Source organism: Cryobacterium sp. PAMC25264, assembly GCF_019443325.1.
Taxonomy (GTDB): domain Bacteria; phylum Actinomycetota; class Actinomycetes; order Actinomycetales; family Microbacteriaceae; genus Cryobacterium.
The window spans coordinates 3,793,952-3,807,630 of the sequence record NZ_CP080383.1 but is presented as its reverse complement, the minus strand read 5'-3'; the positions used below and the strand labels follow the sequence as shown (position 1 = coordinate 3,807,630).

12 protein-coding genes are annotated in these 13,679 nt (G+C 69.4%); 6 read left to right on the top strand and 6 right to left on the bottom strand.

The window, feature by feature from the left end:
• The first annotated feature begins 49 nt into the window (after positions 1 to 49).
• Entirely contained in the window at positions 50 to 3,526 is a 3,477-nt protein-coding gene (locus KY500_RS17890) for a bifunctional proline dehydrogenase/L-glutamate gamma-semialdehyde dehydrogenase (protein ID WP_219901680.1), read from the top strand.
• A gap of 183 nt (positions 3,527 to 3,709) precedes the next feature.
• Here the strand turns inward: KY500_RS17890 and KY500_RS17885 are convergent, their stop codons facing one another.
• Genes KY500_RS17885 through KY500_RS17875 form a run of 3 tightly spaced genes read right to left on the bottom strand, consistent with a single transcriptional unit; the run spans position 3,710 to position 6,907 of the window.
• Positions 3,710 to 4,735 carry a 1,4-dihydroxy-2-naphthoate polyprenyltransferase gene (locus tag KY500_RS17885; RefSeq protein ID WP_219901679.1) on the bottom strand — a complete coding sequence of 342 codons (1,026 nt, stop codon included), beginning with the start codon at positions 4,733 to 4,735 and terminating at the stop codon, positions 3,710 to 3,712.
• A 33-nt stretch (positions 4,736 to 4,768) separates the two neighbouring features.
• Positions 4,769 to 5,977 carry an AMP-binding protein gene (locus KY500_RS17880; RefSeq protein ID WP_370626944.1) on the bottom strand — a complete coding sequence of 403 codons (1,209 nt, stop codon included), beginning with the start codon at positions 5,975 to 5,977 and terminating at the stop codon, positions 4,769 to 4,771.
• An 18-nt stretch (positions 5,978 to 5,995) separates the two neighbouring features.
• Positions 5,996 to 6,907 carry a 1,4-dihydroxy-2-naphthoyl-CoA synthase gene (locus KY500_RS17875; RefSeq protein WP_219901678.1) on the bottom strand — a complete coding sequence of 304 codons (912 nt, stop codon included), beginning with the start codon at positions 6,905 to 6,907 and terminating at the stop codon, positions 5,996 to 5,998.
• A 153-nt stretch (positions 6,908 to 7,060) separates the two neighbouring features.
• Between KY500_RS17875 and KY500_RS17870 the strand changes: the two genes are divergently transcribed.
• From KY500_RS17870 to KY500_RS17850, 5 genes are read left to right on the top strand one after another with little or no spacing between them, the layout of a single operon-like run.
• The gene (locus KY500_RS17870; RefSeq protein ID WP_219901677.1) at positions 7,061 to 7,429 is read left to right on the top strand and encodes a hypothetical protein; all 369 of its coding nucleotides are present in this window, start codon (positions 7,061 to 7,063) and stop codon (positions 7,427 to 7,429) included.
• On the top strand, positions 7,426 to 8,505 hold the full coding sequence (locus KY500_RS17865) for an RNA polymerase sigma factor RpoD/SigA (RefSeq protein ID WP_219901676.1): 1,080 nt from the start codon (positions 7,426 to 7,428) through the stop codon (positions 8,503 to 8,505). The genes KY500_RS17870 and KY500_RS17865 overlap by 4 nt, the downstream gene beginning before the upstream one ends.
• A gap of 51 nt (positions 8,506 to 8,556) precedes the next feature.
• On the top strand, positions 8,557 to 8,889 hold the full coding sequence (locus KY500_RS17860; protein WP_066592088.1) for an ATP-dependent DNA ligase: 333 nt from the start codon (positions 8,557 to 8,559) through the stop codon (positions 8,887 to 8,889).
• Complete coding sequence (locus KY500_RS17855) at positions 8,886 to 9,149, top strand: hypothetical protein (RefSeq protein WP_219901675.1); 264 nt, start codon at positions 8,886 to 8,888, stop codon at positions 9,147 to 9,149. Before KY500_RS17860 ends, KY500_RS17855 begins: the two co-directional genes overlap by 4 nt.
• A gap of 42 nt (positions 9,150 to 9,191) precedes the next feature.
• Positions 9,192 to 10,184 carry an o-succinylbenzoate synthase gene (locus KY500_RS17850; protein WP_219901674.1) on the top strand — a complete coding sequence of 331 codons (993 nt, stop codon included), beginning with the start codon at positions 9,192 to 9,194 and terminating at the stop codon, positions 10,182 to 10,184.
• Between the two features lie 67 nt (positions 10,185 to 10,251).
• Here the strand turns inward: KY500_RS17850 and ccsB are convergent, their stop codons facing one another.
• The 3 genes from ccsB to KY500_RS17835 are packed head-to-tail and all read right to left on the bottom strand — an operon-like array spanning position 10,252 to position 13,679.
• Entirely contained in the window at positions 10,252 to 11,208 is a 957-nt protein-coding gene (ccsB, locus tag KY500_RS17845) for a c-type cytochrome biogenesis protein CcsB (protein ID WP_219903513.1), read from the bottom strand.
• A 52-nt stretch (positions 11,209 to 11,260) separates the two neighbouring features.
• On the bottom strand, positions 11,261 to 12,934 hold the full coding sequence (locus tag KY500_RS17840) for a cytochrome c biogenesis protein ResB (protein WP_219901673.1): 1,674 nt from the start codon (positions 12,932 to 12,934) through the stop codon (positions 11,261 to 11,263).
• A complete protein-coding gene (locus tag KY500_RS17835; protein WP_219901672.1) occupies positions 12,918 to 13,679 on the bottom strand; it encodes a cytochrome c biogenesis CcdA family protein in 762 nt (253 codons plus the stop codon). The genes KY500_RS17840 and KY500_RS17835 overlap by 17 nt, the downstream gene beginning before the upstream one ends.

Below are 13,679 nucleotides of genomic sequence, written 5' to 3'. Positions count from 1 at the left end.
TGAGTGGATGCCGCGCACTCCCCCGCCGCGGCCGACCCCCTGGAGTACCATGACCGACCTCGCACCCCGGCCGCACGGCGAGCAGACAACCGGCATCCCGTCCGACCTGAACGCCGCCGAGACGATCGCTCTCGTACGCCGCTGGCTGGCCGAGGCGTCCGGGTTCCCGGTGGACGGATCGGCCGCGCAGCTCGCCGGGGTGCTGCGCGACCCCCAGGGCCTCGCCTTCACGGTCGGCTTCGTCGACGGAGTCGTGCGCCCAGAAGACCTGCGGGTCGCCGCGCGCACGCTGGCCCGGATCGCGCCAGACGTGCCAGCCTTCCTGCCCGCGCCGATGCGCGCCGCCGTGCGACTCGGCGGCCTGATGGCACCGCTGCTGCCCGGGGTCGTCGTGCCGATCGCCCGGCGGGTGCTGCGCCACATGGTGGGCCACCTCATCATCGATGCCACGGATGCCAAGCTCGGCCCGGCCATCGCCAAGATCCGCGGCGAGGCCATCCGGCTCAACGTCAACCTGCTCGGCGAGGCCGTGCTCGGTGAGGGCGAGGCCGCCCGCCGCCTGGCCGGCACACACCGGCTGCTGGCCCGCGACGACGTGGACTACGTGTCGATCAAGGTCTCTTCCACCGTCGCGCCGCACAGCCACTGGGCGTTCGACGCCGCCGTGGCCGGCATCGTGGAGCACCTGACGCCGCTCTTCTCCCGCGCGGCGGCGGCCCCACGGCCCAAGTTCATCAACCTCGATATGGAGGAGTACAAGGACCTCGACCTCACCATCGCGGTCTTCACCGAACTGCTCGACCGGCCCGAATTCGTGTCGCTGGAGGCCGGCATCGTGCTGCAGGCCTACCTGCCCGACGCGCTCGGGGCCATGATCCGTCTGCAGGAGTGGGCGGCGGCCCGCCGGGCCCGCGGCGGCGCGGGAATTAAGGTGCGACTCGTCAAGGGCGCCAACCTGCCGATGGAACAGGTGGAGGCCGAGGTGCACGGCTGGCCTCTGGCCACGTGGCACACCAAGCAGGAGTCGGACACCAACTACAAGCGAGTCGTGGACTACGCGCTCACCCCCGAGCGCATCCGCAATGTGCGCCTGGGCGTGGCCGGCCACAACCTCTTCGACATCGCCTGGTCGTGGCTGCTGGCCGGGCAGCGCGGGGTGCAGGGCGGCATCGAATACGAGATGCTGCTCGGCATGGCGCAGGGCCAGGCCGAGGCCGTGCGTCGCGACGTCGGCAGCCTGCTGCTCTACACGCCGGTCGTCTCGCCCGCCGAGTTCGACGTGGCCATCGCCTACCTGATCCGCCGGCTCGAGGAGGGCGCGTCCAGCGACAACTTCATGTCGGCCGTGTTCGAACTGCACGACAACGAGGCACTGTTCGCCCGCGAACAGGCGCGTTTCCTGGCCTCCCTGGCCGCGCTCGACACGGCGGTGCCCGCCCCGCACCGTGTCGCCGACCGCTACGCGGCCGTGCGGGCGCCGTCAGCGGACGCCTTCGAGAACACCGCAGACACCGATCCTTCCGTGGCCGCCAACCGCGACTGGGCGCTGCAGATCCTGGGCCGGGTGCCCGGCTCCAGCCTGGGCGTCGACACCATCGAGGCGGCCCGGGTGACGGATGCGGTGGCCCTGGACGCCGTGCTCGCCGACACCGTCGCCGCTGCGTCCGGCTGGGCCGCGCTCGGTGCCGCCGGCCGGGCGGCTGTGCTGCATCGCGCCGGCGAGGCCCTCGAGGCCCGCCGTGGCGACCTGCTCGAGGTGATGGCGGCCGAAGCGGGCAAGACCATCGACCAGGCCGACCCCGAGGTGTCGGAGGCAGTCGACTTCGCGCACTACTACGCCGGCCTCGCCCGGGAGCTCGAGGACGTCGACGGTGCCCGGTTCACACCGGCGTCGATCACCCTGGTCACCCCGCCGTGGAACTTCCCCGTCGCGATCCCGGCCGGGTCGGTACTCGCGGCCCTGGCGTCGGGCTCCGCCGTGGTGCTCAAGCCCGCCGGTCCGGCCGAACGCTGCGGTGCCGTGATCGCCGACATCCTCTGGCAGGCCGGTGTGCCCCGCGACGTGCTGCGCCTGGTGCAGGTGCCCGAAGACAGCCTGGGCGCCCACCTGATCGCGCACCCCGCTGTCGACCGGGTGATCCTCACCGGCGCCTACGAGACCGCCGAGCTCTTTCGCAGCTTCCGGCCCGACCTGCCGCTGCTGGCCGAGACCAGCGGTAAGAACGCGATCATCGTCACGCCCAGCGCCGACCTCGACCTGGCCGTCAAGGACGTCGTCTCCTCAGCGTTCGGCCACGCCGGCCAGAAATGCTCGGCCGCGTCCCTTGTCATCCTGGTCGGCTCCGTCGCCACCTCGCGCCGATTCCGCACTCAGCTGCAGGATGCCGTCGCCTCCCTCACCGTCGGCTACCCGGAGAACCCGGCCACCCAGATGGGCCCGGTGATCGAACCCGCCACGGGCAAGCTGCTCGACGGGCTCACCGTGCTGGGCGCCGGGGAGAGCTGGCTGCTCGAGCCGCGCCGGCTCGACGAGTCCGGCCGGCTGTGGAGCCCGGGCCTGCGCGACGGCGTGCGGGCCGGGTCGGCCTTCCACCTCACCGAGTACTTCGGTCCGATCCTGGGCATCATGACCGCGGCCACCCTCGAGGAGGCGATCGAGCTGGCCAATGTGGTCGACTACGGCCTCACCACCGGCCTGCACGCCCTCGACCCGGCCGAGATCGGAACCTGGCTGAACAGCATCCAGGCCGGCAACCTCTACGTGAACCGCGGCACCACCGGTGCCATCGTGCGCCGGCAGCCGTTCGGCGGTTGGAAGAAGTCGGCCGTGGGGCCCGGCACCAAGGCGGGAGGACCGAACTACCTGGTCGGCCTGGGGTCGTGGACCCCCGCCCCGGCCACGACGGGCACGGCCGTCACACATCCGGTCGTCGAGGGCATCCTCGCGGCGGCGACGCCTGGGCTGAGCGCCGCCGACGCCGCGCTGCTGCACCGCGCGCTGCGGAGCGACGCCCTGGCCTGGGCCGAGCGCTTCGGCGGGGCCGCCGACGTGTCGGGCCTCGCGGCCGAACGCAACGTGTTCCGGTACCGGGCGCCGGCGGCCCCCGTCGCCATCCGCCTGTCCGCCGGCGAACCGCTGGTGTCGCTGGTGCGCGTCGTGGCCGCCGCCGCGCTCACGGGCGCGCCCGTGACGGTGTCGACGGCCTTGGCCCTGCCGTCGGCGCTGGCGGATGCGCTCGCGCCGGCCCTCAGCGCACCGCTCACGGTGGAAGACGACGCCGCCTGGCTGACCGGAATAGCCCGCCAGGGCGGCGGGCGACTCCGGCTGCTCGGCGCCCCGGCGGGCTCAGCCGTTTACGGCTCGCTCGTTGAGGTCACCGACGGCCGCCCCGACCTGGCAGTCTGGGCTCAGCCGGTCACCGAGGCGGGCCGGGTGGAACTGCTCCCGTTCCTCCGCGAGCAGGCCGTGAGCATCACGGCGCACCGTTTCGGCACCCCGAACCACCTCACCGACGCGCTGCTCTGACCCTGCGCCGTGTCCTGCGGCGGCGGCATCCGCCAACTGGCCCCCGTGCGGACAAAAGGCCCCGGCGCACCGGGTGCATAAGTCCGCACGGGGCACAGTTGGCCTCGGCTAGAGGCAGAGGCCCGCAGCGTGCGTGCGGCCCGGGTGCGCGACGGGTGCTGCGCGACGGGTGCTTGGCGACGATTAGAGCGCGAAGGCCAGCCCGAGCAGGATGCCGTAGAGCAGCGCGGCCAGGCTGGTGAGCTTGAGCGCCAGGATCAGTTCCTTCGCCGTGGTGGCCGTGGCCACGATGAGGGCGGCCGGCAGGGCCAGCAGCAGCACGAAGAAGGTGTACCAGGCCAGCGGGTAGAACAGGGCGAAGAACCCGGCGATCGCGAACGGCACCAGCAGGAACACGCAGAACACGACGCGGGACGCCTTAGCGCCGATCCACACGGCGAGGGTGCGCTTGCCGGCCACCTTGTCGGGCTTGATGTCGCGCAGGTTGTTCACCATCAGCACGGCACAGGCGATCAGGCCGATGGCCACGGCGCTCAGCCAACTCTCCAGGTTGACCGTGCCCGCCTGCACGTAAGTGGTGCCCGTCGTGGCCACGAGGCCGAAGAACACGAAGACGAACAGTTCCCCCAGGCCCAGGTACCCGTAGGGCTTCTTGCCACCGGTGTAGAACCATGCCGCCACGATCGCGGCCGCACCCACGGCCAGCAGCCACCAGTACTGGCTCACGATCACGAGCACGAGGCCGGCAACGGCGGCCAGGCCGAAGAAGACCAGGGCAACGGCGAGCACCGTGCGCGGCTTGGCCGCTCCCCCGCCGGTGAGCCGGGCCGGGCCGACCCTGTGGTTGTCGGTGCCGCGGATGCCGTCGGAGTAGTCGTTCGCGTAGTTCACGCCGATCTGCAGGCACACCGCCACCACCAGGGCGAGCAGGGCGCGTACCCAGTGGAACTCGCCGTTGCCGGCGGCCACGACGGCCGCGCCGGTGCCCAGCGCCACGGGCGCGATGGCCAGGGGTAGGGTGCGCAGGCGTGCGCCGGAGATCCAGTCGCCGGCCGTGGCCGGGCCGGTGCGCACGGCGCCGGTCACGACACCGCTCTTCCGAGCCGGGTTGCCCGACTTGGCCGGGTTCTTCGGCCGGTTCGCGGCCGGCCGCGACGGCTGGGATGATTTCTGCTGATTGGGCCGCGAGGGCCGAGCTCCGTTTGCCACGCACTCATGTTAGTGGCCCCGGCTGCGAGCGACTCAGTCCGCCGTCGGAGCCTGCCCGGAGTCCAGCGCGGCGGCTCCCACGAGTGCCTGCAACGCCCGGCGGTCCGGCTTTCCGGAGGCGAGCAGGGGAACGGCCGGCACCGTCACGATCCGCGCCGGCCGGGCGGCCGGTCCGAGCCCCGCCGCCACGGAGCCCCGCACGGTCTCGAGCTCCGGAACGACAGCACCGCGCACGCCGGCCCCCGGTAGCCCGGCAGCGACCACGACGATGGGCACCTCGCCCCACACCGCATCCGCTGCACGCACCACGCAGGCATCACCAAGGCCCGGCAGGGTGCGCACCAGGCGTTCGACAGCGTCCAGAGACACCTTCTCCCCGCCGGAAATGATCACGTTGTCGGCCCGGCCGGTCACGCTCACGGTGCCGTCCGGGGCGACCGCGCCCAGGTCGCCGGTGCGGTACCACCGCACCCCGTCGTGCTCCACGAAGCGCTCCCCGGTGAGGTCCTCGTCGCCCAGGTAGCCCTCCGCGAGCATCGAGCCGCTGATCTCCAGTTGTCCGTCGACGGTGCGCACCACGGCATTGCCGATCGGCGCCCCGTCGTACACGCAGCCTCCGGCGGTCTCGGACGAGCCGTAGGTGCGCACCACCCGCACCCCGAGCGCTTCGGCCCGGCCGATGAGCTCGGCCGACACAGCCTGGCCGCCCACGAGGATGCCGGTGAACCGGCGCAGCACGGTCAGCAGCGCCGAGTCGCCCGGCGCGGCATCCAGCAACCGAGCCAGCTGCACGGGCACCAGCGAGGTGAACCGCAGCGGCTCGGTGAGCCGGCCGGCGTGGGCGGCGAAGACGGCGGGGTCGAAGTGTCCCGGTGGCAGCAGTACGGGTTCGGTTCCGGCAGCGATGGACCGCACGAGCACCTGCACCCCGGCGATGTAGTGCGCGGGCAGGGCCAGCAGCCACTGGCCGTCGCCGCCCAGGTGCACCCCCGATGCCGCGGCGGATGCCAGGAGCGCGTCAGTGCTGAGCATGACCCGTTTCGGCCGCCCGGTCGACCCCGAGGTCTCGATCACCACGGCCACGTTCCGCGGCACACGGCCCAGGTCGCCGCGACTCGGCACCGCGCCGGGCTCATCGGGCACCGGCAGCAGTGCCGGGCCGTCGTTCGCGAGCACCCTGCGCAGCTCGGCCAGGAAGCGCATCGGATCGCCGACGGGCACGACACGGAGGTCCCTCACGATGCGATCACCGCGACACCGCTAAAACTGCCAGGGGTACGGCGACCAGTCCGGTTCGCGCTTCTGAAGGAACGAGTCCCGCCCCTCGACGGCCTCGTCGGTGCCGTAGGCGAGCCGGGTGGCCTCCCCGGCGAAGACCTGCTGGCCGACCATGCCGTCGTCGACGGCGTTGAAGGCGAACTTGAGCATGCGGATGGCCGTGGGCGACTTGGTCAGAATGGTGCGCGCCCAGTCCAGTGCCTCGTTCTCCAGCTCGGCGTGCGGCACCACGGCGTTGATCGCCCCCATCTCGAGCGCGCGCTGGGCGGAGTACTCGCGGGCGAGGAAGAAGACCTCGCGCGCGGCCTTCTGGCCCACCTGGCGGGCGAAGTAGGCGCTGCCGTAGCCGCCGTCGAAGGAGCCGACGTCGGCATCCGTCTGTTTGAACTTGCCGTGCTCGGCGCTGGCGATGCTGAGGTCGCAGACCACGTGCAGCGAGTGCCCGCCACCGGCCGCCCAGCCCGGGATGACCGCGATGACGACCTTGGGCATGAAACGGATCAGGCGCTGCACCTCGAGAATGTGCAGCCGGCCACCCCTGGCCTTGTCGATGCCCGTGGCGGTCTCACCCTCCGCATACTTATAGCCGTCCCGTCCACGGATGCGCTGGTCACCGCCCGAGCAGAACGCCCAGCCGCCATCGCGCGGGCTCGGGCCGTTGCCGGTGAGCAGCACCACGCCGATCTGCGGGTTGGTGCGGGCGTCCTCCAACGCGGCGTAGAGCTCGTCAACGGTTTGCGGCCTGAAAGCATTCCGAACCTCGGGCCGGTTGAAGGCCACCCGGGCGATGCGTCCGGTGATGTCGTGGTGGTAGGTGATGTCGGTGATGGAGGCGAAGCCGTCCACCGAACGCCACTGGGAAGGATCGAAGATCTCAGAAACGAGTTCGGGCATGGGATCAGCCTACGCGGCGGGGTCGATGGCGAGTGGGCTGAGAGAGTTGAGGGCTTTTCAGGTGTACCTCCTCCGAGGGCATCACGTCAACCCCTTGAACGGCTTGAATCCCCGGCTGTGTACTTATCTCACCCGAACGACCCGGAGGTGGTCATGTTTGATAACAGCCCCTCGGCACCCGACACCGCGTTACCCGAACACGCACCCGTCATCAGCGCCGAAACCACGCCCCCTGTCCTGCCTCACCCGACACAGCATCAGACGCCCCAGTCCCTGCCGAGCGCCCGTACCGCGCCAGAGCCCGACTACACCGATGTGGACATCACTCCACTGTCACCCACCGAATGGCGCGTCGCCGATCATCTGATCACCCAGGACGACCCTTCGGCCCTTCTCGGTTTCATCCAGATCGTGGGCAGCGCCTTCGAGGTCACCAATCTCGGCCGACCCCGCGAACGCGCCTACTCCTCCTCCTTCGACCGCGCCACCGCAAGTCTTCTGACCCGGGAGGTACTCGCATGACGACCATCGTCCATACACCCGCTACGTCCACAATCGCCCGGACCGCAGCCACCGCTGCGGCGCCCACCCGCCAGTCAGCGCCCACCCGTCGGCCGGCCGCCGAACCCAGCACCGGCTACACCCCGTCGGCCGCCGCCAGCGCCTCCGCCACCTCCCGGTACAGCCGGGCGTCGACGGATGCGTTCGGCGACTACCTGCGCCGCATCGGCAAGGGCCCCCTGCTCTCGGCCGAGGACGAGGTGGATTTGGCCCGCAAGATCGAGGTCGGCCTGTTCGCCGAGGAGAAGATGTCCCGCGCCGCGGCCGACGGGGTGAACCTGTCCGCCGAGTTCAAGCGGGAGCTCACCTGCCTGGTCTTCGAGGGCAGGCGTGCGAAGAACCACTTCATCGAGGCCAATCTGCGCCTGGTGGTGAGCATCGCCAAGCACTATTCCGGCCGCGGGGTCCCGATCATGGACCTCGTGCAGGACGGCAACATCGGCCTGGTCCGTGCCGTCGAGAAGTACGACTTCATGACCGGTTTCAAGTTCTCCACCTATGCCACGTGGTGGATCCGTCAAGCCATCCACCGCGGCATGGCCGACAAGTCGCGCATGATCCGCATTCCGGTGCACACCGCCGAAAAGCTCAACAAGATCAAGCGCATCCGCCGGGACCTCACCAGCACCCTCGACCGGGAACCCACCCTCAGAGAGATCGCCGAGCTGTCCCAGATCGCGGTGCGGGACGTCTCGCGGCTGTTGCAGTACGACAACGAGCCGATCTCGCTGCACGCCCCCGTCGGTGACGGCATCGGCGACATCGCCGAGCTGATCATCGACGACGACCTGCCACAGCCTGACGAATGCGCCACGATCACTCTGCGAGCGGCCGACATCACCTTCTACCTCGATGCTCTTCCGGACAGGGAGCGTTCCATCCTCACGGCCCGCTTCGGGCTCACCGGGGAGGAACCGCGCACCCTCGACCAGATAGCGGTCATCCAGGGGGTGACCAGGGAGCGTGTGCGTCAGATCGAGAAGCGCGCTTTGGCCCTCCTAAAGGTGCCACGACTTGAGAGGTATCTGAGGGACTAGAAGCAGAAACCGGCGTACCGTGTCAGCAACCCCAAATAACGGAGTGGTGCAATGGGCAAGCTGACGTACGATTCGAGCCTCACGGCGGACTTCGATGATCGGGTCCTCGCCCATCTCCAGGTTGTGATCGGCGCGAAACTGCGCCGGGGTGAGGCCTTCTATTTCACGTGGCGTGATGACCCCCAGGGTGGTGACGGCCGGAGCACCATCTGGATGCATCCGAGCATTCCACTGGCCTACAAGTACTTTGGGGGTCGTTCGCCGAGCCTGAACCGTGACTGGATCGAAGCCCTGATGTTGACCGCGAACTCGTCCGGCGGCCTGCAGATCGTGCCCGAACCGCACCGACTCGGATCCACGTCGGTAGTGAAGGATGACTCGTGAGTCGCATCGACATCGTCTACGGCGGCAAACCGTACACCCTCGGCGATCGCACCCTCGAGTCGCTGCGCGCCGAGATCACCGCGGCCGTGACCAGCGGGGTGCCCAGTTGGCTCCGCGTCAACAGCGGGGCCGGGCGCTATCAGGATGCCTACCTGCTCATTTCTGCAGGCACCGCGATCGCGATCGTGGATGTGCAGCCCAATGCGCCGGACGTCATCCTGACAGATGAGCAGACCTTCATCGCCGATTCCACCGAATGAGCCGGTCCAGACCGCTCAAGCGGATGCTGGCACACTAGAGCCATGCTCCCCTCACTGCACGATGTGCTCGCCACCGCCCGCGTGGTCGACCTCCCCCTTGTCACCCGTTTTCGCGGCCTCACCAGCCGGGAAGCCGTGCTGATCGAGGGACCGGCCGGCTGGTGCGAGTTCTCCCCCTTCGTGGAATACGACGACGAGGAGGCCGCCGCCTGGTTGCGGGCCGCACTGGAGTTCGGGTGGCAGGAGACCCCGGCGCTCCTCCGCGACCGGGTGCCCGTCAACGCGACGGTGCCGGCCATCGACGCCGACGCCGTCCCCGCCCTATTGGCCCGCTTCCCCGGCTGCCGCACCGCCAAGGTGAAGGTCGCCGATCCCGGCCAGACCCTCGCCGAAGACGTGGAGCGCGTCCGCGCTGTGCGCCGGGTACTCGGCCCGGAGGGACGCATCCGTGTGGACGCGAACGGCCTGTGGAACCTCGACGAAGCCGAACACGCCATTCACGCTTTGGCCGAGTTCGACCTCGAGTACGTGGAGCAGCCCTGCGCGTCGATCGATGAACTCGCCGAGATCCGCCGCCGCACCGACTACCTCGATCTGCCGATCGCGGCCGACGAGAGTGTGCGCAAGCAGGCCGACCCGCTCCTGGTGTCACGCTCTGGCGCCGCGGACCTGCTCGTGGTGAAGGTGCAACCGCTCGGCGGCATCCGTGCGGTGCTGGCCATTCAGGCCGAGACCGGCCTGCCCCTCATCGTCTCCAGCGCCCTCGACACCTCGGTGGGCATCTCCATGGGTGCGTTCCTGGCCGGGGGGTTACCCGAGCTGGACTACGACTGCGGCCTCGCCACGGCGTCGTTGTTGGCCGCCGATGTCACCCACGACCCGCTGCTGCCGGTCGATGGCAGCATCCCGGTTCGACGCGTGGTGCCGGATGCGGACCTGCTGGACACCTACGCCGCGAGCGCCGAGCGCCGCGACTGGTGGCTCGCCCGGATCACCCGAGTGCACGCCCTCCTCGCCGACGTCCGCGAACTGTGAGCTAAGCACCGGAACGGGCCCGTTTTCGGGGCTTTGCTCACAGTTCGCGGATGTGTGCGGCTGTGGGTTAGAGGCCGGAGTAGGCGTGCAGACCCTTGAAGAACACGTTCACGATGCCGAAGTTGAACATCACGGCGGCGAAGCCGATGATGGCCAGCCAGGCCGAGCGCGAGCCGCGCCAACCGCGGGTGGCCCGCGCATGGATGTACCCGGCGTAGATCACCCAGATGATGAAGGTCCACACCTCTTTGGTGTCCCAACCCCAGTACCGACCCCAGGCGCGTTCGGCCCAGATCGACCCGGCCATCAGGGTGAACGTCCACAGGATGAAGCCGATGATGTTGACGCGGTAGGCCAGGTTCTCCAGCGTGAACGCCGTGGGCAGCGTCTTCAGGAACTTGAGCCGGCCGGGCTTGTCGGTGCCGGCCTGCTCTTCGCGCCGCGACTGCAGCAGCTGCACGAAGGAGAGCGCGAAGCCGAGGGCGAAGAAACCCGTGCCGAGCGACGCAACGAACACGTGGATGACCAGCCACACCGACTGCAACGCCGGCGGCAGCGGTGCCACCTCGACGTAGAACTGCAGGGCGGCGATGCCGAGCAGGATCAGGATCAGGCCCGTGACGAAGGTGCCGAGGAAGCGCAGGTCAGTGCGGGTGAGCACGATGAGGAAGACCGTGACGATGAGCAGCGTGCCCGTCATGGCGAACTCGTACATGTTGGCCCACGGCACCCGCTCGGCGGCGATGCCGCGGAGCACCGCGGCCACGACGTGCAGGCCCCAGGCCAGCACGGTGAGCGAGACGCCCACCCGGAGGCTCGCGGAGCGACCGTACGGCGTGACGGCGTCGTTGGCGATGCGCGCGCTGATGCGGGTGAGCGTCGTGGTGCCACCCGCCACCGCCCCGGCCACCGAGGATTCACCGGAAGCACCGGATGCGGCGGCCACAGCCGCCGAGTCGACGGCGGAACTGCGCTTGGCCAGATCGATCGCAAAGGCGATGAACGCCAGCGCGTACACGGCCATGGCCGAGTAGAGGCTGAGGATCGAGAGCTCGTTCAGATTCACGTTTTACAGCCTAAGCGGGATCGGCCGGTTTTAGGACCGGGGCGGAGCGTTCCATGAGTGCGGCATGCCGGTCGGCGAAAGACGTCACCGCCGATTCCAGTCCGGGGTCCTCACCGCGGGCGAGCCCGGCGTATTCGAGCCGCACCGAGCCATCCGCCTGTTCGATCGCCTTCACCCAGAGGCGACGACGGGGTACGAACAGCGAGGTGAGCAGGCCGCCGAGCACGAGCACGGCGAAGAGCAGCACCCAGCCCTGGGTGGGGTCGTGGTGGATGTCGAACGACGCGAACCGCGGAACCGAACCGGCGTAGTCGCCGGCGGCGGCATCCGGGGTGGCGTTCTCGAAGGTCACCGAGCCCAGCCCATTGGGCAGCTCCTGCGTCTCGCCTGGCTTGAGCTCGAGCGGTTTGATGTCGCTCGTGCGAGTAGCCAGCGGCTCCATGGTGTCGGTGTCCAGGGCGTAAACCGAGGTGGGCACGCCGTCGTTCAGTCCGAGGTCGCCCGCGTACACGTTGAGCGTCAGCACCGGGTACGTGAGGTCGGGGAAGCTCGAGAAGTAGGAGCCGGTGGTGGTCTCGGCCTGGGTCGGGTAGAAGAACCCGACCAGGCCGATCTGCTCGGCCAGGCCGTCTGGCACCTTGACGATGCCCAAGGACGTGAGGTTGGCATCCTGCGGGAGGAACGGCACGGAGTCCGTGAACACCACGGTGCCGTTCGGGTCCTTCACGGTGATGGTGGGCGCGTACCCGTTGCCGAGCAGGTAGATGCTGGTGCCGCCCGTGCGCAGCGGGTCGTTGACCCGCACCTCGCCCGGCTGAGCCTCGCCGCCGCGCGGGGTCACCGTGACCCCGGCGGTGAAGTCGAGTGGCTGACCGAACGCGTCGAGGTTTTTGGTCTCGTAGCTCACCTTGAAGTCATCCAGCGTGAGCTTGTACGGGTCGAGTCTGGTGTCGTTGAAGAACCGGCCGGGGTTGAACGAGTCGTAGGCCAGCAGGGTGTTCACGAAGGTCTGTCCCTCCACGAGCACCCGTTGACCGCTGAAGCCGAAGCCGCTGCCGAAGCCGACGACCACGAGCAGTCCCACCAGGGCGGAGTGGAAGACCAGGTTGCCGGTCTCGCGCATGTAGCCTCGCTCCGCCGACGCCGAGAACTCCTTCGGGCCGTCGAACAGGGCCACCCGGTAACGCCCCTGCTTGAGCAGGGTGCGGGCGGATGCGACGGCGGTGGCCGCATCCGTGCCCGCCGGAGCGGTGCGGGCGGTGAAGCCCGCCAGCCTCGCCAGCCGGGCCGGCGTCTTGGGCGGCTTGGCGCGGAGCGCCTGCAGGTGGTGCTTGGTGCGCGGGATCACGCAGCCGATCAGCGAGATGAACAGCAACAGGTAGATCGAGGAGAACCAGGCCGAGGAGTAGACGTCGAACGCCTGGATCTTGTCCAGCACCGGCGCGAGGTCGGGGTTGTCGGTGAAATACTGCGTGACACCGTTCGGGTCGGAGCTGCGCTGGGGCACCAGCGAACCGGGCACGGCCGCGATGGCGAGCAGGAGCAGCAGGAACAGGGCGGTGCGCATGCTGGTGAGCTGACGCCAGAACCAGCGCAGGGTGCCCACGAAGCCGAGCTTCGGTTGGGTGATTCCGTCGCCGGACGGAGCCGGTGCCGAATCGATGTGGTCAGATGGCCGGGACATAGCTGCCAATCACCCCTTGCAGGTTCAGGAGCCAGACGTTCCACACGCCGCTCACCATGAGCACCCCGATAACGATCAGGAGCACGCCACCGAACAGGTTGATCGCTCGGATGTGGCGCTTGAGAAAGGCTACGGCCCCGGTGGCCCAGTTCAGACCCAGGGCGATCAGCAGGAACGGGATGCCCAGGCCGAGGGCGTAGAACAGTGCAAGCAGGCCGCCCTGCCAGGGCGATCCGGTGCTCAGGCTCAGCGAGTTGATGGCCGTGAGCGTGGGGCCGGTGCACGGGGTCCAGCCGACCGCGAAGACCGCGCCGAGCACTGGGGCGCCGGCCAGGCCCATCCTGGGGCGCCACGAGGTCTTGATGGTGCGCTGCATCGCACCGAACTGGCCCACGAAGACCAGGCCGAGCAGGATCACGATGGCGCCGGCGATGCGGGTGATCAGGTCGCGGTACTGGTTGAGCCAGAAGCCGGCGAAGCCGAACACCACCCCGGTGAGCACAAACACCAGGGTGAAACCGAGGATGAACAGGGACACACCGAGCAGGAGCCGGTTGCGACCGCGGCGGGCGGACAACTTCGACCCCGCGCTACCGTCGGCGAAACCGCCGATGTAGGCGAGGTACCCGGGCACGAGCGGCAGGATGCAGGGTGACGCGAACGAGACCAGGCCAGCCAGCACTGCGATCGGGATCGCCAGGAACAGTTGCCCGCTGAAGACGATCTCGCCGAAGGGATTCCCCAC

What these genes read in the sequence shown, in the direction of transcription:
- KY500_RS17890 (WP_219901680.1), top strand. Translation starts at nt 50, where the DNA reads ATGACCGACCTCGCACCCCGGCCGCACGGCGAGCAGACAACCGGCATC.
- KY500_RS17875 (WP_219901678.1), bottom strand. Translation starts at nt 6,907, where the DNA reads ATGCCCGAACTCGTTTCTGAGATCTTCGATCCTTCCCAGTGGCGTTCG.
- KY500_RS17870 (WP_219901677.1), top strand. Translation starts at nt 7,061, where the DNA reads ATGTTTGATAACAGCCCCTCGGCACCCGACACCGCGTTACCCGAACAC.
- KY500_RS17865 (WP_219901676.1), top strand. Translation starts at nt 7,426, where the DNA reads ATGACGACCATCGTCCATACACCCGCTACGTCCACAATCGCCCGGACC.
- KY500_RS17860 (WP_066592088.1), top strand. Translation starts at nt 8,557, where the DNA reads ATGGGCAAGCTGACGTACGATTCGAGCCTCACGGCGGACTTCGATGAT.
- KY500_RS17850 (WP_219901674.1), top strand. Translation starts at nt 9,192, where the DNA reads ATGCTCCCCTCACTGCACGATGTGCTCGCCACCGCCCGCGTGGTCGAC.
- ccsB (WP_219903513.1), bottom strand. Translation starts at nt 11,208, where the DNA reads ATGGCCGTGTACGCGCTGGCGTTCATCGCCTTTGCGATCGATCTGGCC.
- KY500_RS17840 (WP_219901673.1), bottom strand. Translation starts at nt 12,934, where the DNA reads ATGTCCCGGCCATCTGACCACATCGATTCGGCACCGGCTCCGTCCGGC.